This window comes from Vibrio aerogenes (assembly GCF_024346755.1).
Lineage (GTDB): Bacteria > Pseudomonadota > Gammaproteobacteria > Enterobacterales > Vibrionaceae > Vibrio > Vibrio aerogenes.
The window spans coordinates 1496642-1523358 of record NZ_AP024861.1; the positions used below are offsets into that span (position 1 = coordinate 1496642).

A 26717-nucleotide genomic window follows, 5' to 3' on the forward strand; every position below is an offset into this window, starting at 1 on the left:
TAAGAGACAGAAAGAACAGTCCGGGAGAAAACTGATTGAGTTTTCAGACATGATTCTGACAAAGAAACCAGCAGATTGGTTATATCTGAGTGATTGAAATTTTATAGAATGTGAGTCGTACTAAAGCGACAGCCGGGGTTTAGATTATTTATGAAAAAGTGTTTTGCATTGCTCATGTGCAGTTTTATGGTTTATGCCACTCCTGAAGATGTATTGAGCACCAGACTGGCATTGACTGATGGTTTTTCAGCTCATTTTTCTCAGAAAGTGCTGGGACCCGAAGGGGATTTGGTTTCACAAGGTAAAGGCACGGTTGATATTGCCCGTCCAAGCCTGTTTCGCTGGGAAACAACCTCCCCGGATGAAAATCTCTTAGTGTCAGACGGAAAAACCGTTTGGTACTACACGCCATTCGTGGAACAGGTCACGATTTACAATCAGGCTCAGGCGACTGAACAGACGCCATTTGTTCTGCTGACCCGGAATCAGAAAACGGACTGGGCACAATATCAAATCACACAAAAAGGTGATGAATTCACCCTGATTCCTGTTTCACATAATCAGCAGGGAACATTTCATATCCGGATTGATGCCAAAGGTGTTGTCAAAGGGTTTGACGTGATAGAGCAGGATGGCCAGCGTAGTCTGTTTACATTTGAACAAATACAGTTGCAACGGCCGTCAAAGACTAAATTTAAGTTTAGTATCCCTGATGGTGTTGAAATTGATGATCAACGACAATAAAGCAAACTCACGTGGATAACTATCGTTTAGATTTTTCAGGAGACGAAGATTTTCGTCCTTTGGCCGCCAGAATGCGGCCGAAAAAAATAGAACATTACATTGGTCAGCAGCATATTCTCGGACCAGGAAAGCCCTTGCGCCGTGCTGTAGAAAGCGGGCACCTGCACTCGATGATTTTATGGGGACCGCCCGGCACGGGAAAAACCACGCTGGCTGAACTGGCTGCTGGTTACGCCAGTGCCAAGGTTGAGCGGGTCTCTGCGGTGACTTCGGGGGTGAAAGATATCCGTGCTGCGATTGAACGGGCCAGAGAAAACAAGATGACAGGTTTCAGAACCATCCTGTTTGTGGATGAGGTTCACCGGTTTAACAAGTCTCAGCAGGATGCTTTTCTGCCACATATTGAAGATGGCACCGTTACATTTATTGGTGCGACCACTGAAAATCCTTCTTTTGAATTAAATAATGCATTGCTATCCCGGGCGAGGGTATACAAGCTGAGTGCGCTGACGGCGACTGATATTGCTAATGCTCTGACTCAGGCAATTGAGGATAAATCCTGCGGGATGGGAAATATCCCTGCTGATTTCAGAGAAGACACTTTATTGCGGCTGGCAGAACTGGTGCAGGGTGATGCCCGGATGGCGTTGAATTATCTTGAACTGCTGTATGATATGGCTGAAGAAGATGATGAAGGTGCAAAAGTTATCAACCTTGCACTGCTTGCTGAGGTGGCCGGGGAGAAAGTGGCCCGCTTTGATAACCGGGGTGATGTCTGGTATGACCTGATTTCTGCGGTTCATAAGTCAATTCGGGGTTCAAATCCCGATGGTGCCCTTTACTGGTCAGCAAGAATGATCAATGCCGGGTGTGATCCTTTGTATATCGCACGGCGTTTGCTGGCCATTGCTTCAGAAGATATTGGTAATGCAGACCCCCGGGCGATGCAGGTTGCGTTATCTGCGTGGGATTGCTTTACCCGGGTTGGCCCGGCAGAAGGTGAGCGGGCGATTGCTCAGGCCATTGTTTATCTGGCCTGTGCGCCAAAGAGCAATGCGGTCTATACCGCCTGGAAGCAGGCCCTGCATGATGCGGCTTCGACGCCGGAATATGAAGTGCCTCACCATTTGAGAAATGCGCCGACAAAACTGATGAAAGAGATGGGGTATGGTCAGGGCTATCGTTATGCACATGATGAGCCGGGAGCTTATGCCGCCGGGGAAGCTTATTTTTCTCCTGAAATGGCAGGTACCCGCTATTACTACCCAACCGAAAGGGGCCTTGAAGCTAAAATTAAGGATAAGTTGAATTATCTGTCAGATTTAGATGCAAAAAGCTCACAAAAGCGCTATGAAAAGTAATGAGTTTTCGTTATCTTCTGTAGTCTGGCTTTGACTGGCCGGGGCTCACAGATTGAGCCATGGTTCAGATTCTCAGATTAGAAAGAATAAAATCGTCTGTTTTTCTTTGAAAATGTCTTAGAAAAATTTTTTTACAACAAAACAAGCATAGGATTAGCAATGCTGGATTCTAAATTACTTCGTGCCGAACTGGAAGAAACAGCGGCAAAACTGGCGCGTCGGGGATTTAACCTCGATGTAGATACGATTCGTCAACTTGAAGAGCAACGTAAGTCGATTCAGGTAGAAGTTGAAAATTTACAATCCACTCGCAACTCCATCTCCAAGCAAATTGGCCAGAAAATGGCGGCCGGTGACAAAGAAGGTGCAGAAGCCATTAAGCTGCAAATCGGTTCTCTTGGTAGTGATCTGGATAAGAAAAAAGTTGAACTGGCTGAAGTGCTGGAGAAACTTGAAACGATCGCTATGTCCGTACCGAATCTTCCGGATGATTCAGTGCCAGACGGCAAAGATGAAAATGATAATGTTGAAATCTCCCGTTGGGGAGAGCCTGCGACTTACGACTTTGAAATTAAAGATCATGTTGATTTAGGTGAGTTGAGTGGCGGGCTGGATTTTGCTTCTGCAACCAAGCTGACGGGCGCACGTTTTATCGTGATGAAAGGCCAGTTTGCCAGACTGCATCGTGCCATTGCACAGTTTATGCTGGACTTGCATACACAACAGCATGGTTACACGGAAATGTATGTGCCTTATCTGGTGAATGCCGATAGTTTGTATGGTACAGGGCAATTACCAAAGTTTGGTCAGGATCTGTTTCATACTGAACCGCTGACAGAGAAAGTGAACGATGAGGAACCACGTAAGTTGTCACTGATTCCGACAGCGGAAGTTCCGCTGACGAATATTGTCCGCGATACGATTGTGGATGAGGCAGATTTGCCGTTGAAAATGACGGCACATACGCCATGTTTTCGCTCAGAAGCTGGTTCCTATGGCCGGGATACCCGTGGGTTGATTCGTATGCACCAGTTTGACAAGGTGGAGCTGGTTCATATCTCCCGCCCTGAAGATTCAATGGATGCACTGGAAGCGTTAACCGGACACGCAGAAAAAGTCTTGCAGATGCTGGAATTGCCTTATCGCAAAGTCGTGTTGTGTACCGGAGATATGGGTTTTGGTTCACGCAAAACTTATGATTTGGAAGTGTGGGTACCTGCTCAGGAAACTTACCGTGAAATTTCTTCTTGTTCTAATATGTGGGACTTTCAGGCGCGCCGGATGCAAGCACGTTTCCGTCGTAAAGGGGAGAAGAAACCAGAGCTGGTCCATACACTCAATGGTTCTGGTCTTGCTGTTGGACGGACGATGGTTGCGATTATGGAAAACTTCCAGCAGGCGGATGGCCGGATTGCTATCCCTTATGTACTACAAAAATACATGGGTGGTTTGACACATATCGGTTAAGTTGCCGGGATGTACAAGAGAAAAAACCAGATGTGGTGACGCATCTGGTTTTTTATTGTCTGATGTGTTTGTTATGAGCGGATTTTTTTCCAGAGGGGTGTTTGTGAGATAAAAATGAACACAATCACACCAAACAACAGACAGGAAACCGGACTGGCAATAATACTGCTGAACAGGTTTGTTAGACTGTCCTGTTCGATGAGCATCGCCCGGCGCCAGTTTTGGTCCATCAGATCGCTGAGAATCACACCGAGAATGACTGGTGCGACCGGGTACTGATACATACGCATGAAGTAACCCACGATACCGAATCCCAGCATCCACCATACATCCGCCAGTGCATTGTTTATCGCGTATGCGCCGACTACGGATAAAATCATAATCAGTGGCACCAGAATGCCTTTGGGACAGGTGACCAGTTTACTGAAGACCTTAATGCCAGTCAGACCAAAAATGAGTACAAAAATATTAGCCAGCGTCAGGTTGCCGACAGTAAACCAGAACATATCCGGATTATCTGTCAACAGTAATGGTCCGGGATTTAATCCGTGAATAAATAGCGCACCAATAAAAACAGCAGTGACAGCATCACCGGGAATACCAAGTGTCAACATCGGGATATAAGCGCCGCCAACCGCAGCATTATTTGCCGATTCCGGCGCTATCAGGCCTTCTTTGGCACCCTGACCAAACGGAACGTCCGGCTTTTTGGTGCTGCGTTTGGCATAGTCATAAGCCATCAGGGAAGCGATATCACCACCGGTGCCGGGCAGTGCGCCAACAATCACCCCCAAAACGGAAGATTTGAGACTGAGTGGCAGATATTTCCTGATTTCACTCAGATCAGGAATGATTTTGTCCAGAATCTGCTTCATAGCCGGTTTATCCATAAAATGTAGCTGGATCAGAACTTCAGATAAACCAAACATGCCGATCATGACCGCCACCGGATTGATGCCATCCCATAATTCAACAATTCCAAAAGTCAGACGTTCTTCTGCGGTCATCGGATCCATCCCGACTGTACCCAGCAGAATACCCAGTGCGCCGGTGAATAATCCTTTTGAAAATTGTCCCTGAGACATCGAACTAATCAGCATAATGCCGAGAATACCAATCATAAAATAGTCACGGGGCTGGAGTTTAATCGCGATTTGGCTGATGAATGGTGCAGCAAAAGAGAGAATGATAATCCCGACAAATCCGCCAATGACTGACATGACAGTGGACAGGCCAATTGCCCGCCCGGCTTCGCCTTTTTGTGCCAGTGGAAAGCCGTCAAATGCTGTGGCAATCGCAGAGGGGGCGCCGGGAATATTGAGTAATATTGCAGTTCTTGAACCGCCGTAAACACCACCCATGTAAACGCCTACCATCAGGCACAGCGCATGATCCAGCTCCCAGGAGAAGGTGAAAGAAATCAAAATAGAGACGGCCATCGTAACGGATAACCCCGGAATGGCACCGATATAAATACCGAGAAAGGTGCCCAGTGCTGTGAGTGCAAGTTGTTCTGGTGAGAACCATGAGGTGAAAAACAGATGTAGTGCTTCCATGATGAGCTTATACCTCAAAGCCGGTGAGTTGGGTCAGCCATTCGCTCTCCGGCAGGATGACCTGAAAGACGCCCCTGAAAATCAGGTAGATAACAGCCAGTGACACCACGCTGATTAAGAGTGTTTTTACCCCGTTTGTACCGTGAAATATTTTGATCGTCACAAACAGAAAAACCAAACTTGCCGGCAAAAAACCAACGAGACTAAGCGCAAAGGCAAAAGCAATCACCGAGATCATCATGATGATGATCTGCCGGGGAAGCACGCGTCTCCAGAAAGATATCATGGGCAGTGTTGGTGGGCTGATCCGACAGCTCCGGACAAAAGAAAAAACAGAAGCAACCAGCATGATCAATGATGCAAGTACCGGGAAAAATCCGGGAGCGCTCCATGCTGTAAAGCCGGAAATTTGCGATGACTGGACAACTAAAAAAAAACTGAGAATGACAGTGAGCCCGTTGAATACCAGTTCACCCGGTTTTCTGGTTCTGGTCGTCATGAGTGATATTTCCTTGTGAATGAACAGATAAAATACATCTGACATGGAGATGATAACGCATCCCCATGTCAGTCAGGATGACTATAAAAATAGTCTCTGTGGTCATCCGGTGCTGTGATTGATGACCGCAGATCCTGAAGAAGCAGCGCCGTTTTCTACTCTGATATCTTCGGGATGTTGAACGCTTCAGGAGAAAACTTCGCACCACCCGCATTATAGATTGTCCACGAACCGACAGAACGGAATCTGTCTAAATACTTGACGGCTTCCTGACCGCTGAGCCCCAGATATTCATAACCTTTACTGTCAAGCATCTGGCGGAAATTATCCTGTCTGGCTGCGCTGTTAAACGCATCGGATAATTTTGCAACGACATCCTCCGGTGTGTCTTTTTTGACAAATACACCGAAGAAAGCGCTGTAAGGCAGCTGTTTGGCAAGCTCAGGAAAATAAGTGGTCGCCGGCTGAATGCCCGGAAGCTGCGCATTGGGCTTTTTATCCATTAAACCAATCACTTTCATCTGTCCGGCGCGGATATATTCTCTGGCAGGGCCATAGGTTGTCGGCATGACATCGATGGCGTGACTCAAGAGTGCTGTCAGTGCCTGACCATCTCCGTTGTAAGGCACAGAGGTCACTTCAAAATTCTCTGTTGTTTTCAGGATTGAAAGTAAGATAGAGGGCAGTCCGGCCGGACCGGTTGAGCCTGCTTTAACCGTTTTCGGATGTGCCCTGGCATACGCAACAAATTCTTTCAGATTGTTATAAGGCGCATCGGTTCTGGCAACAAATACGGAAATGCCCTGAGCCAGTAGCGAAACCGGAATCATGTCACTGTAATCTGTTTTGGATAACCCGAGCACTTTATAAATCTGTGGATTTTCTGCGCCCATCAGCAATGTATACCCGTCGGCTCTTTTGGCGTTCACATACTTTGTGGCTAAAGCGCCGCCAGCGCCGGGACGGTTGATCATGATAATGTCGGTGTTGAGTTTTTTTTCTGCTGCCGGTGTAACGGTTCTCATCACGCTGTCTGTAGAGCCTCCGGCACCCCACATGATGATTCCCTGAATATTTTTGGCCGGAAAATCTCCGGCAAAGGCGATATGAGAGATTGCCATGGATAAAATGGCAATCAGACTTTTTAAAGGTTTCCCGTACATAAACTCGTCCTGATTTGATGGTTTGAAAGGCTGACACCTGTCTGTGAGGTGCTGACTTACTATTATGTAAATAAATGTACCAGCGAACTAGTACGTTTTCTACTGTTAATTTCTGCATGTCATCACAAGGATTTATTCTGAGTGAAAAGAATTATCCCCGGTGGCAGTTTTGAACCGGTGGATCATCAGGACAGGATGGTTGCATTGAGTCAGATCATGTCTTGATTTCTAAGTGATAAAATGTTTAAACATATGGTCATTCTTTGATATACCGTCATCAGTTCAGCGCCTGCAGTGCTGATTCAATTGACAACGCAGGCGTTGCTGAATCGTCGGTGCTGAATTGGGATTGCCCGGAGTACAAAAATATCGTCAGAAGGTCTGCTCATTCTGAATACGAAAACTCCGGCATACTGGTCATATCGTTCAACATGAATTCCGGGAGAAAATAATAATGCAATGGAAATGTTACTGGTTCATTTTACTGGCAGGGATAAGCATCAGCGCATCCGCCTATTCGGGGCCTTCCCATACCGGCTATTACCGGCAACCAGCCTTACACGGAGATCAACTGATTTTTGTTGCTGAGGGTGATCTCTGGACGGCTCAGACGAATCAGAAAATGGCACACCGTTTAACATCCCGGCGAGGGATGGAAGATGATGCCATTATTTCTCCGGACGGCAGACAGGTTGCATTTGTCGCAAATTATGATGGTGCCAGAGAAGCTTATGTGATGCCGATCGATGGTGGCATTCCGGCGCGCGTCACCTTTGAACAGATGAATGTCCGGTTGCAACAATGGACAAAGCAGGGCGGCATTCTCTATGCGACGAATCATGTCACAGGTCCGCTGGGTACCTGGCAGTTAAAAGAAGTGAATCCGGATACACTTAAAACCCATGTCTTGCCGCTGTATAACGCGAATCAGGGTGTGATTGATGAAGCGGGAAATACGCTTTTCTTTGCCCGGTTCGGCACTCAGGTCAGTGGTGATAAACTCCGGGCTTACCGTGGTGGAGCTCAGGGCCAGATTTGGCGGTTTCAGCCAGGCAGTCAACAGGAAGCGCAGCTGTTAACCCCTGCCGGGAGTGGTTCGGCCAGCGATCCGATGTTCTATCAGGGGAAGGTCTATTACCTGTCGGATAAAAGCGGTAATCCAAATTTGTGGTCGATGAATCCGGATGGATCAGACAAAACACAGTTGACGTTTTATACCCGCTTTCCGGTCAGAACCCCGGATTTGAGTGAAGGCAGAATCGTGTTTCAGCTGGGAGCGGATCTGATGATCTATACGATCACTCCCCCGCAAGCACAGACTACCGGCAAGCCGGCAGACCCAAGAGATAGTTCGGCTCAGGCGCAGTTATTGCCGCTGCAACTGGTGTCGGACCAGCCATACCGGCAGCCTCGCTGGATTAAAAATCCGCTTGATTACGAAAGCAGTACGACCATCACTCCCGATGGCAACCGGGTTGTGATTACAGCACGGGGAAAAGTTGCGGTCGCGACGACGGACGGAACCCGTTTGACTGAAATTCAGACCCCGGCACACAGCCGGGTAAAATTGGCCCGTATGAGCCAGGACAAAAAGTGGATTTACGCCATTTGTGATGCTTCAGGCGAAGAACAGATTTGGCAGTTTGCGGCTGACGGAACTGACAAAATGAAGCAGATGACTCACGAAGGTCACTCAATTCGCTGGAGTTTGAGTGAGTCTCCGGATGGTAAGCATTTGCTGACCGATGATAAAGACGGTCATCTGTGGCTGGTCGATGTACAAACGGGAAAAATGAAGCAGATTCTTGATCATGGTCCGGTCAATGATGCCTTCGGGACTTATCAGTGGTCGGATGATAGCCGGTATCTTGCGATTGGCACGATGCCGGACAATGCGGATCGTTCAACGATAGTGTTATATGATTTGGCAACGGGTTATTCTCAGCAGCTGACGTCGGGTAAGTACAATTCATTTTCTCCCGGCTTCAGTGCCGATGGTCAGTGGCTCTACTTTTTATCTGATCGCCACTTTGAAGCGATTTCATCTTCACCGTGGCAAGACCGAATTTCTGACCCGGTGTTTGCCGGCCAGACCGGTATTTTTGCTTTTGCGTTGGATCCGCAGGCAGAATTTCCGTTCCGGCCGGTCAGTGAATTGACAAACAAGCCAGACGCTGAGCCACAATCACAACCGGATGACAGCGTGCCAAAAGAAGCGTTACCGGCGGAAGATGAGCAGCCTGATTCGTCTTCGAAAGTCACATCTTCGCAAGCAGAACAGACTCGTGCTGAGCCATTAAAAACTGAGTCTGTAAAAGCGGAGCCTGAACAGGCAGCAGGTCAGGCTCAGCCAGAGAAGACGGATGATTCACTGAAGTCTGAACAGCCTGTTGATGCCGGCAGTATGGCGCAGAAAAATAAACAGGAGATTCTGCCTGAACCTGAATCAGCACCGGGGTGGAAGACGATTCAAAAACGGCTCTGGCAGGTGCCGGTTAAGGCAGGCAAATATGCTCAGCTTCGGGTGGGGAAAAACGGCCTGTATTTACTTCGTGAAGGGCAGTCAGGAAACAACCAGCTGAAATTTGTACGTTATGCCGATCGTCAGGTGAGTCTGAATACCGTCTCCGGTGGTATCAGTCGTTATGAACTTTCCCAGGATCGGGAACATTTATTCGTCGTTTATGACAGCGATGGCTATGTGGTTCCGGCGGGTTCATCATTGCCGGGAAGGATGGGCCGTTACCGGGTCAATGTAAATCAGTGGCATATGCAGGTCAATCCGGTTGATGAGTGGTTACAGATGTTCCACAGTGCATGGCTGATGCATCGGGATATGTTTTATGATCCATCGATGCGGGGCGTTGACTGGAATCAGGTCAAAACACAGTTAGAACCGTTGGTTTCACGGGTTTCAGATCGTGATGAGCTTGCGGATTTACTTGGGCAGATGACCAGCCGGTTAAATTCGCTTCACTCACAGATTAATGCCGGTGAAGATTTGCCTGAAGCAGTTGAAACCGCTGATGCTGCCAGTCTGGGAGCTGTACTCGTTCAAACCGGAAAAGGCGTACAGATTGAGCACATTTATCAGGCTGATCCCGAAGTTCCGGAAATGGCCTCTCCACTGGCGAAGCCGGGAGTCGATGCTGAAAACGGTGATTTGATTGTTGAAATCAATAAGCGCCCGGTTGCTTCACTGGCAGATGTGAGCCAGTTATTAAGAAATCAGTTTGATCAGCAGGTGTTGCTGACGCTCAGCCGATCCGGAAAAACACATCAGGTCATTGTTTATCCTGTTGATGCAAAGAAAAGCCGCAATTATGCATGGCAGGACTGGGCAGAACAGAATCAGCAGCAGGTGAGAGAGCAAAGTGATCATCAGATCGGCTATATCTATCTGCATGCGATGGTCAGCAAAGATGCCGGAACTTTTGTCCGGGAATTTTATGCCAATATTGACAAGCAGGGGCTGATTATTGATGTACGGAATAATCAGGGCGGAAATATTGATTCCTGGGTTCTGGATAAACTGATGCGCCGGACCTGGATGTACTGGAAGTCGCGGCATGGTGGCGCTTACCCGAATATGCAACAGGCATTCCGCGGGCATATTGCTGTTTTGGCGAATCAGATGACTTATTCTGACGGCGAGACCTTTACTGCCGGCGTTAAAGCGCTGAATCTCGGGCCGGTCATTGGTATGAGAACCTTTGGTGCCGGTGTCTGGCTGGATAACAGTAATAATTTGACGGATTGGGGAAGAGCCCGGGTTGCACAATATCCTCAGTATTCAGTTGATGGCCAGTGGTTGATTGAACAACATGGCGTCGCCCCCACGATCGAGGTCGATAACCTGCCATATGAAACCTTTATGGGGCATGATGCGCAGTTACAAAAAGCGATTGATTATCTGAATGATAAAATCAAAACCTCGCCTCTGAAACCATTAGAGCCGGTGGTCGAAGCCGGAACAACGGTTCAGGCTGCGGATATCCCGGCTTCCGGCTTATGAGCGCAGGATTTAAAATCCGGGTGTTATCCATACAGGGTTGATAAAAACAGGTTTTTGTCAATACAGGCTTTATCAATACAAAAAATCGCTCAGTCATGAAAACCACCGGCGCATGGGTTCCGGTGGTTTTCATCAGAAATATCGGTTACGAGAGTTTAAATGATTCGACCAGCTGAATGAGTGATTTGTTCAGCTGACTCAGTTTATCTGTACCGCTTGAGATGATTTCACCGTTGTCATTTAAGGTGTTGACCACATCATGGATGGCATTCATATTTTTGCTCATCTCTTCGGAAACAGTACTTTGTTCCTGAGCTGAAGTTGCAATATGAGTGGATAAATCGCTGATCGCTTCAATTGAACCAATCATCCCTCCAATCGAAGTACCCACTTCAGACGCACTTTCTGAAGTTTTACTTCCGTTGGCTTGTGTTGATTTGACTTTGGCCGCAACTTCATTACTGGCGGTATTCAGTGAAGAGAGCATTTCTGAGATTTCTTCGGTGCTCTGGCGTGTTCTGGATGCCAGTGTGCGCACTTCATCTGCCACCACCGCAAATCCACGTCCCATTTCGCCGGCCCTTGCAGCTTCAATCGCCGCATTGAGCGCCAACAGGTTGGTTTGCTCAGCGATATCTTCAATCACACTCAGTACGTTGGTAATCTGTAAAGTCACCTGTTCCATTTTTTCGGTAGAACGGAAGGTGTTATCCAGTTCTTCGACAAGTTGATTGACACTATCAACCGCCTGCTGGACAAGGGCCCGGGAACGATAAGCTTCTTCCGTTGTTCCCTGCACCTGCTTTGCCGTGTCTGAGGCATTACTTGCCACCAGTTCCGAGCTTGAGCTCATCTCAGTCATTGCCGTCACAATCAGGTCCGTTTCTGATTTATGTGAACTTAATAATTGCTCATTGGAGTGAATTTTCCCCCGGACACCTTTGACTTCATGATCAATATCTTTTGTGATATCCGAGACCAGAATCATTTGTGACTGAAGCTGTTCGATAAAGGTATTAATGCTTTGGGCAATGATACCCAGATCATCTTTGGTTTTGACGGTCAGACGTTGAGTCAGGTCGCCATTCCCGCTTGCCAGCTCCTGAACCAGCTGACGTAAAGAGACAATCGGGGCAAACGATAAATTCAGTAAAACAATCGTGACCGGGATAATAATGAGTGCACTGACCAGCAGAGCAATGGTAATCGATTTGTTCAGCTGATTTGTATTGCGGTCAATCACAGCCTGATCGATATATCCATTCATGTGCCATTCTTTCCCGGAGACATTAAACGTTTTTTTTATGGTGGAGACTTCTGCCTGTGGTGGCAGACCGGAAAAAATCATGGTACCGGCACTGTCAGTCAGGCTGAAATAAATCCCTTCTTCCTGATTCTCTTCTAAAAGAGACTGAACCTGGGTCAAATCAATAAAAAACAGGTTGCCCTGATTGTTCCCTTTTGGCACCACGATGGTCAGGACCGCTGTACCTTTTTCAAGCCGGACATCACTGACAGTGATATTCCCTCCGGCAGCTGACAACATATCCAAATATTTTTTTGCCTGTACCGGGTCATTGACTGCACCATTTGCACCAATAACCAGTTCATAGGCAATTTTTACAATCCGGTAAAACCCGGTTTGTTCCATCGTCTGTTTCACCTGAGTCAGGGAAAAATTAGTCGATCTGGCGATGGAGAGTTTGGCGCTGATTTCCTGGCTGATAATTTTTTGCACCAGTCCAATCTGGTTGTCGATTTGAGCAGAATAGGCCGCCTGAACATAACGGCTGATAAAATAGTTTGCACTGATTGTGGCTGTGACAATTGTAGCAATAATGATGAGCAGTACCATGGAGAGCAGCTTGAACTTAAACGACAGTGACTTCATTGGTATGGCCCTCGTTTTTTTAAGGCTTAAACGAATCATTTAAATATAGAAATGTTGTTATGCCTTTACATTTAAATGTTATTTTTTGTGACATTCGGGTGCTGTTCCCCGCAAAAAAGAGATTCTTGAGCTTAAGGTCAACAGACCCTGGTTGGCAGGTTTTTCTGAATCCAAAAACCTGCCACTTAGTGCTCAACTGTTCGCTGACTGTCTATTGCTGCTGGATTTCATTGAGAAGTCCAATCAGTCCGGGGTTCTCTTTTTTGAACTTGTCATAAACAGGCTGAACCGCTTTTTGAAATGCAGGAATATCACTGTCAGTAAAAGTGACGCCAGCCTGTTTCAGTTTTCCGATGGCCTGGTCCACATAATTTTTCCAGTTCTGTTCCTGCACTTTGACGGTTTCTGCTGCAACCTGAGTTAATACCTGCCGCTCCTGATCGGTAAAACGGTTCCATGCAGAGGTCGAAACAACCAAAACATCCGGCACCATGGTGTGTCTGTCGTAGGAGTAATGTTTTTTCACTTCATAATGTTTGGATGAGAAAAACGATGGAATATTATTTTCAGCACCATTAACCAAGCCGATTTGCAGCGCAGAATATAATTCACTGTAGGCGATGGGCACGGGAATCGCGCCGAGGGCATTCATCATATCCATGGGAAGTGACGAGTTTTGTACCCGAATTTTCAAACCTTTCAAATCTGCCGGGGTTTTTATGGGTTTATCCGTGTAAAAGCTGCGGGAGCCGGCATCAAGAAAAGCAAGCCCGACAAATCCGACACTCTTGGTGGATTCAAGGATTTTAGTCCCGATGCTTCCCTGCAGTACTTTGTCATACTGAGCGCGGTCTTTAAACAAATATGGCAGTGCCAGCACTTTGTAGTCGTCGGAATAGTTGGTTAAAAGCGATGCGCCGACTTTTGTGATCGCGACATCACCCTGCTGAACCATTTTCAACAGAGCCGTTTCATTGCCGAGTTCTCCGCCCGGATACATTTTTACATCCATCCCCGCACGTTTTTTTACCTCAGCAGCAAACCAGTCCAGAGATGCACTGACGGGATGTTCCTGTGGTAATTCGTGCGCAACAATCATGTTGCTCGCGCTGGCTTTGAAAACACTGAACATCAGTGTCAAAGTAAGGCTGAATATGACTAATAATCGCATGTGTTCACCTGTTTGTTTGAAAGTAAGGCTGTCAGTTTTAATGTTGCTGTAAGTGAAAGCTCTGCAGGCTCAGGACGACCTGTTGTGATGACCTGATATATCAGGTGAGCTTTCACTTAATTCTGGAATACTTGATGACATTGTTTTTAATAGTTTTTAACTATTACTGATGATTGTGATGAAGATTAAAAGATGGCTGAAATACAGATGGATATGATTTTATTGATATTTTTTATTGCTCTGTTTTGAAAGTGCAACGTATTCAACAAGTTAGTTGAGGGTATCAACAAATCATTGATGAAATTTATGAATGATGATTTTGTGATGCTCTTCATTTTTTTTGTGTACTGACCATGAGAATTTTTTCTGATGGCGACCACTGATGTGGGATAAATTACTGTATCCGGTCTGTTTTACTGTTAGACTTTGCTCCCGTTCCGGTCAGCAAAAAGGTTGCTCTGTCATGATGAAAATAATCAATAACAGCTGGAAACCGCGATGGTTTGCAGTTTTGGTTTCTACTCTGTCTTTATTTCTCAGTGGTTGTTCTCAGCCACCGGAAATTCAGAGGGTTTCCGGTTACGCTCAGGGGACGACATATCATATCAGCTGGTGGTCTGAAAAACCTGTTGCGACGGAGACGATTAGTGGTCAGTTTGATCAGATGCTGGCGGTGATTGATAAAGAACTTTCAACATACCGGCCGGATTCTTTTATCTCTCTCTGGAATAAAAACCCTTCAACAGACTGGCAGCCGGCATCGGCAGATTTTATTCATCTGCTGTCTGTAGCGAAGACGATTCATCATCAAACACAGGGATGTTACGATCCGACGATCGGGCCTTTGTTTGCTCTGTGGGGATTTAAAAAAGATGTACTTCAGGTTCCGGACCCACAAAAAATAGCGGCGGTTCAGGCTGAAATCGGGATCGATAAGATAGAAGTCAGTACAGATGGATTACGTATCCGTAAAACGTTACCGGGTCTGCAACTGGATTTTTCTTCCATGGGTGAAGGATACACCATCAGTAAACTGAGTCAGATACTGGAAACGAATGGCATTACAAATTATCTGGTCGAATTTGGTGGTGACATGAAAATCAGAGGCCATAAACCAGAAGGGCAGAAATGGCGGATTGCGATTGAACGTCCCGTGCCTTCGAAAGATAAGCGGATACCTTATCAAATTGTTGTGATTGAGGACGAAAACGGGGTGACACTCGATACGTCAGGGACTTATCATCACTCTTTTGATGCTGACGGAAAAGCATATTCACATATTTTGGATCCGCGGACCGGTTCGCCAGTGATGCATGATTTGGTTTCAGCATCGGTATTTGGCCAGGATTCAGTGGTGAGTGATGCATGGGCGACAGCGATGCTGTGCCTTGGGCCAAAAGCCGGACAGGAAATTGCTGATGCAGAACATTTGCCGGTATTTTTCATTCAGTCCCGGCAGGAAAAACTGATCGCATCTCAGAGCCAGGCGCTGAAAACTTCGAAACAGGTGAAGCTGGTTCAGCAATAACCGCCGGCAGGCAGATTAGGTCGTTAGACTTAATCTGCCTTAGCAGGTTGCATTTGCTTATGACCTTTGTTGCGTGATTTGTCTTTCAGCAGCCAGTAAATATTGACACCGGTAATAAAGCCGTTGGTCAGCATGACCGGCCATGACTCAATCATGGCGCCGTATCCGACAAACAGTAAACAACCAACACAGTTAATGATGCGTAATCTGACCATCTCTTTCATTGTGAACGAAAGTGCAACCAGAGCGGATGCAGCATAACCAATAAATTCAATAAAGTTCATATCAGGTGTATTTTCCTCTTGTTCTCCAAAGGAATATAGCAACATAAAATCTGTGACGAAATCCTCAGTTTTCTGTTTAGTGAAGGGTAACGATAACGCAAACGATTTGTCTGAGGTGGAAATTCACCGGTTATGGCTGTGCTATCATATCCTGATTTGTGTCATCATTTGCATCATCTGTTTCATACCGATCAATCTCAGATGTGCCTTTGCCCCTGTGGTGACAGGTTAAAATTTCATGTCAGGAATCAGATATGTCATCAACTATTCCGGAATTTACCGATGCGATCCTTGAAAGTATCTCGGACGGTGTTTTTACCGTTGACCATCAATGGCGTATCAGCTTTTTTAACCGGGCTGCAGAAAAAATCACCGGTATTCGGCGGGAAGAAGCTTTAGGGAAACTTTGTTCCGAGGTGTTTAAATCCAGCATGTGTGAGCGTGACTGTGCACTCAGAAAGACACTGCAGAATGAAACACCGATTGTCAATAAATCCTGCTTTATTATTGATGCAGACGGAGATCGCATCCCGGTTTCTGTATCGACTGCGGTATTGAAAAATGCCAGTGGACAAATGATTGGTGGTGCAGAAACTTTCAGGGATCTCAGCGAAGTTGAAGCATTGCGAAATGCATTAAAAGGTAAATTTCAGGCCGGTGAGATGATCAGCTGTAGCCCGTTGATGCGGCGTCTGTTTGAGTTGTTACCGGCGATTGCTGCCAGTGACAGTACGGTTGCTTTGTATGGGGAGACCGGAACAGGTAAAGAGCTGCTGGCGAAAGCCATTCATGAGATGGGGCACCGAAAAAATAAGCCCTTTGTGGCAATCAACTGTGGTGCTTTGCCGGATAACTTACTGGAGTCAGAATTATTCGGATATAAGAAAGGAGCATTTACCGGGGCTTCGCATGATAAACCGGGGCGTTTTGCTCTGGCGAAAGACGGGACCTTATTTCTGGATGAAATCGGTGAAATCAGTCCGGCACTTCAGGTCAGGTTACTCAGAGTATTACAGGAACATGAATATGAACCTCTGGGGTCTGTCCACCCGGAGAAAAACCGGGCCAGAATTATCGTCGCGACCCACCGGAATTTATCTCAGATGGTTGCTGATGGTGAATTCAGGCAAGACTTGTTTTACCGGATTCAGGTCATTGATCTGCAGTTGCCGGCATTACGTGAGCGACAAGAAGATATTCCGTTGCTGACAGAGCAGTTCATTCATCATTTCAATTGTATTCAAAAACGTTCGGTTCAGGGGATAAGTGCTGAAGCTGCTTCAGTGATCATGGCGCACGACTGGCCGGGCAATGTGCGTGAGCTTGAGAATGTGATTGAACGGGCTTTCGTCTTGTGCCGGGGGAAGCAAATTGAGCTGGCTCATCTGCCTGATGAGCTTCGTGACAAAAAAATGCGGATGGCAGTACCGGAAGAGGCAGTACCGGAAGAGGTGTCCGTGATTCGTCAATCCGCAGAGAAAAAAGCAATAGAATCAGCGCTCAGGCACAATCATGACAACCGTGCGGCGACTGCAAGGGAACTGGGAATCCATACCACGACCCTTTACCGCAAGATGAAAGCCCTGAAGATTCCTTTTCCTGCCCGCAACGGAAGACACCGTCATATCGATGAAGCTTAAAATTTATCTGCCGGATGCTGCTTTTTGTTGTAAAGCCACGATTGTTGTAAAAACGAAATTGTTGTAAAACCGAAATTATTGTAAAACCGCAACTGTTGTAAAACCGCAATCATTTGCATCGATTATCGCTGCATTATTGCAATGATACGACAACATCATCTGTTCCCCTTCATAAAATATATTCAATAAAAACAATTCATTAAGTTAAGTATTGTCTCCCCTGATAAACTGGAACACTGATTGCAATATCTCTGTATCAGCATTGGAGTTTCTTATGAAAGCAGCATTTACGATATGGAATGATCGCATCTCTCCGGTTTTTGATGTCGCCGGACATATACTTCTGGTGGATGTGAATCACCCAAAAGGTATGACGGCCGGAGAAGTCCTTTCTCTGCCGCAGAAAACCGCGGATAAACTGACATTTCTATGCAATCAGGAAGTGAATGTGCTGGTATGTGGTGCGATTTCCCAACCTTTATTACATGCTGTTAAATCATGTCGAATTCAGGTTTTTCCGTTCTGTGCCGGTGATATCAGTGAGCTGGTCTCAGCATGGAAGAGCGGAGAGCTGGTGCAGGCACGGTTTGCGATGCCTGGTTGTCAAAGGCAGCAGCGAAACAGGCGGGGAAATGGCTGGAAATGTTCAGATCTTCTGCAAAGAAGGTGTAATCAGAAAAACAGGAGTAAATGATGTCTGGATGTGAAGAGAATAAATCGATCAGGCATGCATCTGATCCCGAATGCCACCATGTGTTAAACGAAGCAGAAATCTCAAACGGGATGGGCAAAGGTCATGGAAAAGGCAGACGCTGTGGTCATGGACACCGGTGGGGACACGGACTTCAAAATAAAATGGCCCTCAAACCGGATCATCGTGGTTGTCATCATGGTCAGGGTTTGAGAGGAGGAAGGCGTTGTTGTCACCAGACTGAGCAACAGAGCTAAACGGCTGTCGGGAAAACAGAGATGAGAAGGCCGGAGATGATCTCCGCCTTCTTTTTCGCTGAAACCTGATTTGGCGGGTGAGCCGCACAGAGAAAAAGTAGTCATGCATCTGTAGCAATATGCATGACACATGATGTGAGTCACTCTGTTTGAGAGTAGGGGGTAAAAATTGGAGCGTGAACAAGCCGTCAGGCAGGTACATACACATTGTATGGTGTGTGGTCCTACGGCACACAACCCGGATAGCTTAAGACTGAAATTTATAGAAGATACTGCAGGTGATGCTGTGACATGGTTTAACGTGACACCCCGTCATCAGGGATACGATGGCATGTTGCACGGAGGAATGGTCAGTACATTACTTGATGCTGCAATGACTCACAGGCTGTTTCTGCAGAATGTGCATGCATTAACGGCTGAGTTAGTGGTTCGTTTTGTCTCACCTGTGTTGGTCGGGTGGCGGGTAAAGGTGTCAGCAAGCCTGATGAAACAAAAGCGGGGAGTTTACTGGCTGGAAGGTATCATCAGTTATGAGGGGAAAATCATAGCCAAAGCTGATGCTAAGTTTATTGTGCCGCGGGCCGGGCAACACTTATCGTCTGGCAGCACAGCTTTTCATGGATGAGCCGAATGTTGCACTGAACAAAAAACTGCCTCTGATGTTTCAGGGGCAGTCGTTTGATATTTAATAGCCTTTAAAGAAACCGCCATCAAGCAGCATATTCTGGCCCGTCATATGATTTGCCAGAGGTCCCAGTAAAGCCGTTACCGCCTCAACTACATCGTCAACGGACGCATATTTCTGCAGCGGGATATTTGCAACTTCATTTTTCATCAGTTCGTCGTAACTGATGCCCTGTGTTTGTGCTTTATCCTGCATTTTTCCGATGTAAGCATCGGTCATGACGCCGCCCAGAGATAATGTATTGACGGAAATCTTCTGGCCTGCCAGAGATAAAGCCATGGTTTTTGCCTGTCCCAGCCATGCGTGACGGATACAGTTGTTCGTGGCGTAGTTTGTCAGCGCTGATTTTGAGCTCAGGCCTGAAATCATGACAATTTTACAGCCCTGACGGAGCAGGTTGTTTTCAGTCAGCTGCCTGAGCAATCTCAGCGGTGTGATGAAATATTTCCGGTATAGTTCATGCCACTCGTCATCATCGGGGAAGACATTTCCTGAAGGCGGTATTCTGGGCAGTATAAAGACAATTCCGTCCAGAGAGTGGTTATTTTTCTGTATCTGTTCGCTGCAAAGGTCTACAGAGTGCGGATCGAAAAAATCGAGTGCCTGAGTCAGCACCGGATGTTCCTGTTCAATCTCCCGCTTGATGCTTGTCAGTTTCTCTGTGTTCCTGCCGGTCAGAATCAGTTCGTGAGTTGATGCCAGTTGTGCGGCGACTGCAGACCCCATATGACTTGTTGCGCATGTAATAAGTATTCGTTTCAAAGCTGTTTTTTTCAAAGTATGACCTCATGAGAAGACCTGAACCAATTGTTCTTCATAATTTTTACCGACTTCCAGTTCAACCGGTTTATTTTTAATTTGAATAATCAGCGTGCTCTTTTTATCGGATTTATACTCAATCCCCCGTTCCCGGATTGCCTGACTATTGACCACGCAGGAGCGGTTGATCCGGATCCACCGGATAGGAAATGAGTTTTCCAGAATAGCCAGAGAACATCTGACTTTCAGGTACTTACCGGAAGCATAATAAAGATTTGTATAAGGATGACTGTATTGTGCATACAGTAAATCCCCGTTGATGGCGAAATGTCGTTTGTTGTGCTCTGTAATCTTTGTGATGTTTGAAAGCTGTAACTGTAATTGGGCAATATGCTCTGCCAGCAGGTTATTTTCAGTGATAATTTCTTCTTTTTCCTGATGGAGTTGTGTCATCGCTGTTTGATTCTGGTGAGTATCTTCATCGGGTGAGGTTTTGAAAATATAAGTGCGGATGATTCTGCTCAGGAGAAGAAAAAACAGAATTTCGATGCAGGCATAAATGAATGGAATGGAATAATCACCACTGTTTTTCCGGAAGAGAGGGCGGACTTTGGAGGGCGCCAGAAACCATGAAACATGGCCAAGCTCCTTTTGTCCAATTCTGATTCTTTCTTCACCGGATACAAGGTCATTTCTCCGGTTTTCTGACATCAGCGCAATCATTGACTCATTTTGTGAACAATATGTATTGGTGACTTTATCATCGGAGTTAAAGCTACGGATTTCAGCAGTGACGCAAATACCAAGAGAAGAATTATTTTTCTCGAACATGGTAATAAGATCCTGAATATTTCTGCCGATATGCTCCACCCTGAAAGTGTACACATCATCCATAAACGTACTCGATGTGGCCATGGAACGCATGATGCCTGTAAATACGCCTTTGGATACAGTGATCTCATTGTGGGTTGCGCTGACGCTGTAGATCACAATATTAATGATTGCGACAAAGACGGCAACTGAGACCGATATCCAGATATGGTTCTTATAAACCGGCATAATTCAGCGCCTGCAATAATTCGGTGTGGTTGTCTTTTATCCGGTACAAATACAGGTTCTTCTGATTGTAACCCGGCGCAGTAAACTTCATTTTTTTTCCGTCCATGACAGTGATATAGGGACTTTGCCGTAAAATATTGATGGTGTCAGAAGGGGACTCAGCCCGGCGCAGTTGTGGCAGCTGAGCAAGGACCAGATGAATCAAATCATAAGAATATACAGTGAGGAATGTTGGTTTTTTGTCATTACAGAATGCTTTTAAATAGGCATTGAAATCATCGGCATGTGGCCCTTTCACCCTGTGATCCCAGTTACTCAGATATTGCATCTGAACCTGTTCCCGGGCTTTGCCTGCAATGGCAAAAAACTCCTTACGCGCCCCAATGGAATCCGGCCCGATAATCGTTGTTTCCCGTTTCTTATCAGCGGTCAGCGCAGTGTACAGAATTGCAATATCAGGATTATACAGCGCAGCAAAAACAATCTCATTGCCGGTTACGGATTTAGCTATCCGGGAGGCCCGCTGCGGAGAAAATTCCTGCTCTGTAATTTTTGTTTCCGGGCTATGCAGGATTACTTCTTGGGTAAACAGCCGGGCAACTGAAACCGAGTACTCTTTGGCCGGATTGATCACAACATGAATCCGTCTTCCCCGAAAATTATTCATATAATATATCGCCAGTGCCCTGGCCTGCTCACGGCTCGAAGGCATGGTTGATAAGCCATGGAAGGCCGGCTTCAAAACGGACAGAGACGTTGCTGTGGTAATGAATGGAATATGGGCATCAGATAATATTTGAGCAGCAGGGCCTGCCTCGTGAGAAATTAATGGCAGCAGCACTAAGTCGGCATGTTGTTTTACCAGTGTGAAGGCGGCATTCATACTCCCTACAGCAGAGCGATCATTTTCAGCAAAGATAAAGTTGATATCCGGATTTTTCTTGGCAGCGTTATTTGCGACATGTCTTAGTATGCACATCTTTTCATGATTGGAGGTGCTGGTTCGTGTTTTATCTTTACCAACGATGATACCGATCGTATAGGCTCGAGCAGAGAGAGAATAAAAACAGTTCAATGAGAATAAAAATAGCATTAAAGTTATTGAAAAATAATGTATTTTACTCTTTTTTGTTGGTCTTGAAATGTGAACAAATTTCATTGTTGCCTCAACCAGATTGTTCATATAAAAGTTTAGCCCGAATCTATATAACTCATTGAACAGAAATATAATTCATTAAAATCAGATTATCAAAAACTGATTTCATTAACTGTATTTCATTTTTATGTTGATGTCTTCTTTTTTATGGATACAGTTGCATTTTAATGAGAGTAGAAAAACAGAAGAATAATCTATGCATCAATCAGAGTAAGACTGATTGTCTCTCAACTGGAAACGTCGTCGGTAATTCCCTTTCAGGAACTATATTCGTATACGGTATCGGGCGGAAAAACAGAGTGCTTGTTTCGTGTTTTGTCTGCTGCTCTTTCAAGCGCATTTTTTCTGTGTATAGCATTCAGGTGACCGAAAGTTTTTGAACGGAATGAATACAAAGTTGGATATTAGCAATGAATCATAAAGTTGTTCATCACAGCGCTGCGTTGGATCTGAATTGTCCCGGCAGCGTTATTTATGCAGAAAACGGACAAGCCGAAAACAAACCGGAAAATACCTCCTGTGTGAAGGCTTGTCAGGTTAAAGAAGAAGATAACATCATTATTTTAAGTGAGCATCCCTATGAGATCTTAAAATCCGGGTTGATGACAGCATACGAAAATCAACAGGAAATGTTACAGGCTGAGGTGAAAAAAGCATTGCAACGTTTGCTTGAATACAAAGAGTTACTCCTCCATAAAGAGGTGCTGGACAGCCAGGTATTGAAGGATTTTTACTTCAGTATGACACCAGCAGAGCAGGCTGTTGCCGACCGGGGTATTGAAGAGATTTCTTCCGCTATTTTTGCGCTTGATGCCTTACTCATATAGCTTTGATGTTTGGCGGGTATGAAGATCTGGTTTGATAAAGATCGCAAGGAGAAAAAGGACAGTGTGGTTAACTGCAATCATTTCCGGCAGTTGATTAACTTTTAATCTTGTTACTGAGACAAATTTTTATGGCATAATTAATATTTATGTACATAACGCAGGTTAAGCTGGTTTGTATGTACTCTTTTTGCTTATCAGACGTTATTTATAGTGATGCATATAAAACGGATTTTGCCAGAGAACAACAGTTATACTCCTTCGATTAAATTGCACACATTTCGGTGGTTGTTAGGTTTTGCAATTTTTTGTTTTGCACTGATTTGGACAATCGATGAGCTGAGTGGCCTGATTTCTCCTTTTGATGAAGTGTCTTATCCTTTTTGTATTTTCTTCTTTATCCTGATTTATTTTGTCAGTTTGAAAAGAAGTATCAACCGGGAATATCTCTTTCTTTTTACTTATTTTATTGTTGCCGGGTATCTGACCTCATCCAGTATTTACCACCACATCACCTTACACGGTACATTCTCTAACGCTTCGCAATGGCTGGGACTGAACTATGTTATGGCCTATTTGTTTCTTGATGTAAGAAAAGCTGCATTTACAAGTATTGTTGTTTTTATCATGACGATGGTCGGACACTATGTGGTTTTAATGGCTCAGTTTAATGTCAGCGATGCATTGGGAGTATTACTGAATATCGGCGTTTCTCATCTGGTTTATATGGTATTGCTCTGGACGGTGCTCAGGATGCGGATTCAATCGGCCAAAATTCAGGAAAGGCTGGAAATGCTTGAGCATTATGCGCTGTTGGATCCTTTAACTCAGGTTTTTAACCGCAGGGGGCTGGAAGATGAATTGTTTCAGGCGGAGCTGGCTTATCAGCAACAGAGTCAATCCTATGCGATTTTACTGGTTGATATCGATCATTTTAAGTTAATCAATGACCGTCACGGACATCTTATTGGTGACTGGGTGCTGACAGAGTTTATCGCTGTGTTAAATAAAACGACCAGCCCGGAAGATAAACTTGGCCGGTGGGGAGGAGAGGAGTTTGTGATTCTGAAACAGGACGCGTCCCATCAGGAAACTTTCGACTGCGCCGAGAGGATAAGGATTGCTGTTAGTGAGCGGATTCAGGTTGTTGAAGGGGAAATGTTATCGGTCAGTATCGGGATTGGTTATTCCGGAGAAGCCGAAGACAGCCGGGGTGTTTTGGGCATTGCGGACAGGAATCTCTATACTGCGAAAAATACCGGCCGAAATTGTGTCATGGATACCGCAAGTGCTGCAACAGTTAAGGCCACCAAAATAAGCTGATGATTCTATACACTCAGCGCCATGCTTAGATCCACATCTTTACACCCACAGACATCCCGCACTACTGATTTGCGTCTTTTGACGCCTTGTTATTGTTCATTCAGAACTTCTTCTGGCCCCGCACACCTGGTTTGGTGATCAGACCATCAAATTTGCTGGTTGTTTGCTGGTTGAGTCTTTGAGATGAAGACGACAGGGACGTTTCAGTCAAAATCGGGGCTAATTTCTGAATGATCAATTCGCAAAAACAGGCTGTGTTTCTTTGCATATTGCAATTGTTGTGCTGAATACTTTTTATTATGCAATGAGTGTTATTCCCGGAAAACAGGCTTTCTCTGTAACATGTTGATTTTTTGTTATGTAAAAGTTGGCACGGGACTTGATTACATATGAGTAGCCCTTTAAGCCGAGGGTTAACTAGCCAACAGACGTTGTTAGTGGAGTTTTTTTTGTTCACATGTTAAGCCAATTACACGCTTGTAATTGGCTTTTTTTTGCCTGTGGGTCCTGCTATTTTTTTTATCTCACTTTTATCGCCCGGCAGATGTGTCTGTTCATGTTCCAGTAGCCAGCGTTTTCTTTCTAATCCGCCAGCATAGCCAACCAGCTTACCGTTTTTACCAATGACCCGGTGACAGGGAATGATAATCGCAATGCGGTTGTGTCCGTTGGCAGAAGCAACTGCCCGGACGGCTTTTGGGTTGCCTATCCGTTCTGCTTGTTGCTGATAAGACGCGGTCGAACCATAGTCAATATCTTGCAGGGCTTGCCAGACTTGCTGCTGGAAGGCTGTTCCCGGTGTGTGAAGTGTCACCTCAAACCGGGTTCTGGTCCCTGCAAAATATTCTGCGATCTCTTGTTTAGCTTGTCTGATATGATGATTCTCCCCGGCGATAATCGACGCTTTCAGCCGGTGTTGCAGGTCGCTGAACTCTGTTTCCAGCATCCGGCGTTCAACAAATTCCAGTAAGCAAACGCCTTCATCTGTTGCGCAGACAAACATCGGCCCTAAAGGTGTGGTAAACCGGTGAATCAATATCACCTGATTTTCATTTTTCATACCGGGTGTCTTCCCTGTCAGTTTTTTAAAGGTATAGCCAAAGCCACTCAGTGATTCATAACCGGTTTCGTAGGCGGTATCCAGTAATTTCCTGCCGTCTTTAAGCTCTTCCAGTGCATAGTTGATACGATACATCCGCTGGAAGGTGTGAAACGTCATCCCGTAGTTCTTTTTAAACCACCGGCGAATCATCTCCGGCCGGATTTGATGCGCTGTCAGCACGGTATCTGAAATCTTTTCTTTCGGATTATTCCGGACAAGCTCAATGGCCTGAGTGACCTGTAAAGGGGATTCACTGGCATTTTCTGTCGGACGACAGATTTTACAGGGCCGGAACCCAGCGGCCAGCGCATCTTTAAAATGGGTATAAAAAACAACATTTTGCTTTTTAGGCTTTCTTGCCCGGCAGGTAGAAATACAAAACACCGAGGTTGTTTTTACGCCAACAAAAAAAGTCCCGGCATATTCTGCATTTCTGTCCAGAAGTGCCTGATAAAAGCGATCAATGGTTGTTTGATCGGTAATCGCAGTTGAATGACACATAAATATCCCGGGGTCAACAGACCCTTATGTCCGTGAATCTCATATACGGCACCTTACCGGGATTTTATCTGCTACAGCAACCGATAAATTGACAACTATTTTTAAACTTATAGCCAAGTGATCCCAAGATGCGCTCTGAATCCTGGATCTGGGGTATATTTGTCTGTGTTTCTTCGCTATGCTGTGGATTCTTCCTGCTGTCTGAAAAAGCTGTTAAACCGGATAAAATAATCAATCTGTTCTGCAACTTCCGCACTGAAAATCAGGCTGGTATGGGTATGATTGATTTCAAGATGGTCCGTCATACCGGTGATTTTGGTTTCTTCAAGCGTGACGGTTCCGTCAGAAGGGTGTGTATTACCAATCAGCAGCGGACGAAAGCCAATTGCCATTGTGCCTGCGATACAACCGAGTTTCTGCGGAAAACACCAGTCGCTGTTATGATTTTCCAGGCCATAGTCAGTTGAATTACCTAATATCTGCCCCAGGCCAAGTGCCTGAATCGCATCAACAATGGAAGCCCCCTGAAGCGGGGAGCCAATTGCAATCACGTGAGAGACTTGTTCTGCGGTCACCTGTCTGGCGGTCAGATAATGTTTGATCATCAGTCCGCCGAGGCTATGACCAACTAGAATGTTGTTTCCCGATGGATCAATCAGCTTATCAATTGACCTGAAGACGTCATCTTCTTCGATGGAGACAGAATTGTAGCTGATGACATCTGTTGTGTAGCCTTTTCCTGCTAAAAGCTGGCTGAGTGGCTGCATGACCACACCATGCATGTACAAACCATGAATCAGAATAATTTTCATCCGGTAATTACCTCTGTCGATTATCGGAACGGCGAACCACAATTATTTTTTATTTCATCCGGTCTGTGAATGCTTTTGACACTCATGGACTGATTGAATTTATTTGTCGGTCTGTTCTTAACCTTTTCATCATATACCGCTCTGAATCCTGCATCTTGAGGTCATACCATTCTATGTCATTTTCTGATCTGGATATATCTGGTTCCGCAAACCGCTCAAGCCGTCCATG

Annotated in this window: 21 protein-coding genes and 2 pseudogenes; 10 read left to right on the forward strand and 13 right to left on the reverse strand. The window is 45.6% G+C overall.

Annotated elements, in window-relative coordinates; genetic code table 11:
- The first annotated feature begins 150 nt into the window (after positions 1-150).
- The 3 genes from lolA to serS all read left to right on the forward strand — a co-directional run bounded on the left by lolA (position 151) and on the right by serS (position 3572).
- Positions 151-744: an outer membrane lipoprotein chaperone LolA gene (lolA, locus tag OCV29_RS06740; protein ID WP_073605562.1), complete on the forward strand. Its 594-nt coding sequence runs from the start codon at positions 151-153 to the stop codon at positions 742-744.
- Positions 745-755: 11 nt separating this feature from the next.
- The gene (locus tag OCV29_RS06745; RefSeq protein ID WP_073605561.1) at positions 756-2105 is read left to right on the forward strand and encodes a replication-associated recombination protein A; all 1350 of its coding nucleotides are present in this window, start codon (positions 756-758) and stop codon (positions 2103-2105) included.
- Positions 2106-2264: 159 nt separating this feature from the next.
- Positions 2265-3572: a serine--tRNA ligase gene (gene serS, locus OCV29_RS06750; RefSeq protein WP_073605560.1), complete on the forward strand. Its 1308-nt coding sequence runs from the start codon at positions 2265-2267 to the stop codon at positions 3570-3572.
- Between the two features lie 71 nt (positions 3573-3643).
- On the opposite strand, the gene OCV29_RS06755 is transcribed toward serS, so the two are convergent.
- The 3 genes from OCV29_RS06755 to OCV29_RS06765 all read right to left on the reverse strand — a co-directional run bounded on the left by OCV29_RS06755 (position 3644) and on the right by OCV29_RS06765 (position 6790).
- Complete coding sequence (locus OCV29_RS06755; protein ID WP_073605559.1) at positions 3644-5128, reverse strand: tripartite tricarboxylate transporter permease; 1485 nt, start codon at positions 5126-5128, stop codon at positions 3644-3646.
- Positions 5129-5135: 7 nt separating this feature from the next.
- Positions 5136-5627 (reverse strand): tripartite tricarboxylate transporter TctB family protein, encoded by a 492-nt coding sequence (locus OCV29_RS06760; RefSeq protein WP_073605558.1) that lies wholly within the window; start codon positions 5625-5627, stop codon positions 5136-5138.
- A gap of 155 nt (positions 5628-5782) precedes the next feature.
- The gene (locus tag OCV29_RS06765; protein WP_073605557.1) at positions 5783-6790 is read right to left on the reverse strand and encodes a tripartite tricarboxylate transporter substrate binding protein; all 1008 of its coding nucleotides are present in this window, start codon (positions 6788-6790) and stop codon (positions 5783-5785) included.
- 454 nt (positions 6791-7244) lie between these two features.
- Here OCV29_RS06765 and OCV29_RS06770 point away from each other — a divergent pair, with 454 nt between their 5' ends.
- The gene (locus tag OCV29_RS06770; protein ID WP_073605556.1) at positions 7245-10805 is read left to right on the forward strand and encodes a S41 family peptidase; all 3561 of its coding nucleotides are present in this window, start codon (positions 7245-7247) and stop codon (positions 10803-10805) included.
- Between the two features lie 145 nt (positions 10806-10950).
- Here the strand turns inward: OCV29_RS06770 and OCV29_RS06775 are convergent, their stop codons facing one another.
- Positions 10951-12696, reverse strand: a complete 1746-nt coding sequence (locus tag OCV29_RS06775; protein ID WP_175561604.1) for a methyl-accepting chemotaxis protein — start codon at positions 12694-12696, stop codon at positions 10951-10953.
- Between the two features lie 211 nt (positions 12697-12907).
- Positions 12908-13867, reverse strand: coding sequence for a TRAP transporter substrate-binding protein (locus OCV29_RS06780; protein ID WP_073605555.1), 960 nt, complete (start codon positions 13865-13867; stop codon positions 12908-12910).
- 463 nt (positions 13868-14330) lie between these two features.
- Here OCV29_RS06780 and OCV29_RS06785 point away from each other — a divergent pair, with 463 nt between their 5' ends.
- Positions 14331-15395: an FAD:protein FMN transferase gene (locus tag OCV29_RS06785; RefSeq protein ID WP_073605653.1), complete on the forward strand. Its 1065-nt coding sequence runs from the start codon at positions 14331-14333 to the stop codon at positions 15393-15395.
- A gap of 29 nt (positions 15396-15424) precedes the next feature.
- Here OCV29_RS06785 and OCV29_RS06790 read toward each other — a convergent pair whose 3' ends face one another.
- Positions 15425-15679 carry a YgjV family protein gene (locus tag OCV29_RS06790; RefSeq protein WP_084193491.1) on the reverse strand — a complete coding sequence of 85 codons (255 nt, stop codon included), beginning with the start codon at positions 15677-15679 and terminating at the stop codon, positions 15425-15427.
- Positions 15680-15933: 254 nt separating this feature from the next.
- Here OCV29_RS06790 and OCV29_RS06795 point away from each other — a divergent pair, with 254 nt between their 5' ends.
- Complete coding sequence (locus OCV29_RS06795) at positions 15934-17319, forward strand: sigma-54 interaction domain-containing protein (protein WP_073605553.1); 1386 nt, start codon at positions 15934-15936, stop codon at positions 17317-17319.
- A gap of 274 nt (positions 17320-17593) precedes the next feature.
- A complete protein-coding gene (locus tag OCV29_RS06800; protein WP_073605552.1) occupies positions 17594-18013 on the forward strand; it encodes a NifB/NifX family molybdenum-iron cluster-binding protein in 420 nt (139 codons plus the stop codon).
- 80 nt (positions 18014-18093) lie between these two features.
- Here OCV29_RS06800 and OCV29_RS06805 read toward each other — a convergent pair whose 3' ends face one another.
- Positions 18094-18372 carry a hypothetical protein gene (locus OCV29_RS06805; RefSeq protein ID WP_073605551.1) on the reverse strand — a complete coding sequence of 93 codons (279 nt, stop codon included), beginning with the start codon at positions 18370-18372 and terminating at the stop codon, positions 18094-18096.
- Between the two features lie 64 nt (positions 18373-18436).
- On the opposite strand from OCV29_RS06805, the gene OCV29_RS06810 reads away from it, so the two are divergent.
- Positions 18437-18892 (forward strand): PaaI family thioesterase, encoded by a 456-nt coding sequence (locus OCV29_RS06810; protein ID WP_245796971.1) that lies wholly within the window; start codon positions 18437-18439, stop codon positions 18890-18892.
- A gap of 60 nt (positions 18893-18952) precedes the next feature.
- Here the strand turns inward: OCV29_RS06810 and OCV29_RS06815 are convergent, their stop codons facing one another.
- From OCV29_RS06815 to OCV29_RS06825, 3 genes are read right to left on the reverse strand one after another with little or no spacing between them, the layout of a single operon-like run.
- Positions 18953-19729 (reverse strand): SDR family oxidoreductase, encoded by a 777-nt coding sequence (locus OCV29_RS06815; RefSeq protein ID WP_315972724.1) that lies wholly within the window; start codon positions 19727-19729, stop codon positions 18953-18955.
- Between the two features lie 9 nt (positions 19730-19738).
- Positions 19739-20770, reverse strand: coding sequence for a LytTR family DNA-binding domain-containing protein (locus tag OCV29_RS06820; RefSeq protein ID WP_073605549.1), 1032 nt, complete (start codon positions 20768-20770; stop codon positions 19739-19741).
- On the reverse strand, positions 20757-21749 hold the full coding sequence (locus tag OCV29_RS06825) for an ABC transporter substrate-binding protein (protein ID WP_175561603.1): 993 nt from the start codon (positions 21747-21749) through the stop codon (positions 20757-20759). The genes OCV29_RS06820 and OCV29_RS06825 overlap by 14 nt, the downstream gene beginning before the upstream one ends.
- 587 nt (positions 21750-22336) lie before the next feature.
- Between OCV29_RS06825 and OCV29_RS06830 the strand changes: the two genes are divergently transcribed.
- Positions 22337-22753: a hypothetical protein gene (locus OCV29_RS06830; RefSeq protein ID WP_073605548.1), complete on the forward strand. Its 417-nt coding sequence runs from the start codon at positions 22337-22339 to the stop codon at positions 22751-22753.
- Positions 22754-22966: 213 nt separating this feature from the next.
- On the forward strand, positions 22967-24073 hold the full coding sequence (locus OCV29_RS06835) for a GGDEF domain-containing protein (RefSeq protein WP_073605547.1): 1107 nt from the start codon (positions 22967-22969) through the stop codon (positions 24071-24073).
- A 550-nt stretch (positions 24074-24623) separates the two neighbouring features.
- Here the strand turns inward: OCV29_RS06835 and OCV29_RS06840 are convergent.
- The 3 genes and pseudogenes from OCV29_RS06840 to OCV29_RS06850 all read right to left on the reverse strand — a co-directional run.
- Positions 24624-25133: pseudogene (locus tag OCV29_RS06840) on the reverse strand (methylated-DNA--[protein]-cysteine S-methyltransferase); the annotation flags it as partial.
- Between the two features lie 12 nt (positions 25134-25145).
- Positions 25146-25676, reverse strand: a pseudogene (locus OCV29_RS06845) (bifunctional transcriptional activator/DNA repair enzyme AdaA); the annotation flags it as partial.
- Positions 25677-25852: 176 nt separating this feature from the next.
- Positions 25853-26488 carry an esterase/lipase family protein gene (locus tag OCV29_RS06850; protein ID WP_073605545.1) on the reverse strand — a complete coding sequence of 212 codons (636 nt, stop codon included), beginning with the start codon at positions 26486-26488 and terminating at the stop codon, positions 25853-25855.
- Positions 26489-26717: the final 229 nt, after the last annotated feature.

Coding starts and splice junctions, on each gene's coding strand:
- OCV29_RS06800 (WP_073605552.1), top strand. CDS start 17,594: ATGAAAGCAGCATTTACGATATGGAATGATCGCATCTCTCCGGTTTTT.
- OCV29_RS06795 (WP_073605553.1), top strand. CDS start 15,934: ATGTCATCAACTATTCCGGAATTTACCGATGCGATCCTTGAAAGTATC.
- OCV29_RS06760 (WP_073605558.1), bottom strand. CDS start 5,627: ATGACGACCAGAACCAGAAAACCGGGTGAACTGGTATTCAACGGGCTC.
- OCV29_RS06830 (WP_073605548.1), top strand. CDS start 22,337: ATGAATCATAAAGTTGTTCATCACAGCGCTGCGTTGGATCTGAATTGT.
- OCV29_RS06765 (WP_073605557.1), bottom strand. CDS start 6,790: ATGTACGGGAAACCTTTAAAAAGTCTGATTGCCATTTTATCCATGGCA.
- OCV29_RS06775 (WP_175561604.1), bottom strand. CDS start 12,696: ATGAAGTCACTGTCGTTTAAGTTCAAGCTGCTCTCCATGGTACTGCTC.
- OCV29_RS06790 (WP_084193491.1), bottom strand. CDS start 15,679: ATGAACTTTATTGAATTTATTGGTTATGCTGCATCCGCTCTGGTTGCA.
- OCV29_RS06820 (WP_073605549.1), bottom strand. CDS start 20,770: ATGCCGGTTTATAAGAACCATATCTGGATATCGGTCTCAGTTGCCGTC.
- OCV29_RS06805 (WP_073605551.1), bottom strand. CDS start 18,372: ATGACTACTTTTTCTCTGTGCGGCTCACCCGCCAAATCAGGTTTCAGC.
- lolA (WP_073605562.1), top strand. CDS start 151: ATGAAAAAGTGTTTTGCATTGCTCATGTGCAGTTTTATGGTTTATGCC.
- OCV29_RS06850 (WP_073605545.1), bottom strand. CDS start 26,488: ATGAAAATTATTCTGATTCATGGTTTGTACATGCATGGTGTGGTCATG.
- OCV29_RS06785 (WP_073605653.1), top strand. CDS start 14,331: ATGATGAAAATAATCAATAACAGCTGGAAACCGCGATGGTTTGCAGTT.
- OCV29_RS06755 (WP_073605559.1), bottom strand. CDS start 5,128: ATGGAAGCACTACATCTGTTTTTCACCTCATGGTTCTCACCAGAACAA.
- OCV29_RS06780 (WP_073605555.1), bottom strand. CDS start 13,867: ATGCGATTATTAGTCATATTCAGCCTTACTTTGACACTGATGTTCAGT.
- OCV29_RS06825 (WP_175561603.1), bottom strand. CDS start 21,749: ATGTGCATACTAAGACATGTCGCAAATAACGCTGCCAAGAAAAATCCG.
- serS (WP_073605560.1), top strand. CDS start 2,265: ATGCTGGATTCTAAATTACTTCGTGCCGAACTGGAAGAAACAGCGGCA.
- OCV29_RS06770 (WP_073605556.1), top strand. CDS start 7,245: ATGCAATGGAAATGTTACTGGTTCATTTTACTGGCAGGGATAAGCATC.
- OCV29_RS06835 (WP_073605547.1), top strand. CDS start 22,967: ATGCATATAAAACGGATTTTGCCAGAGAACAACAGTTATACTCCTTCG.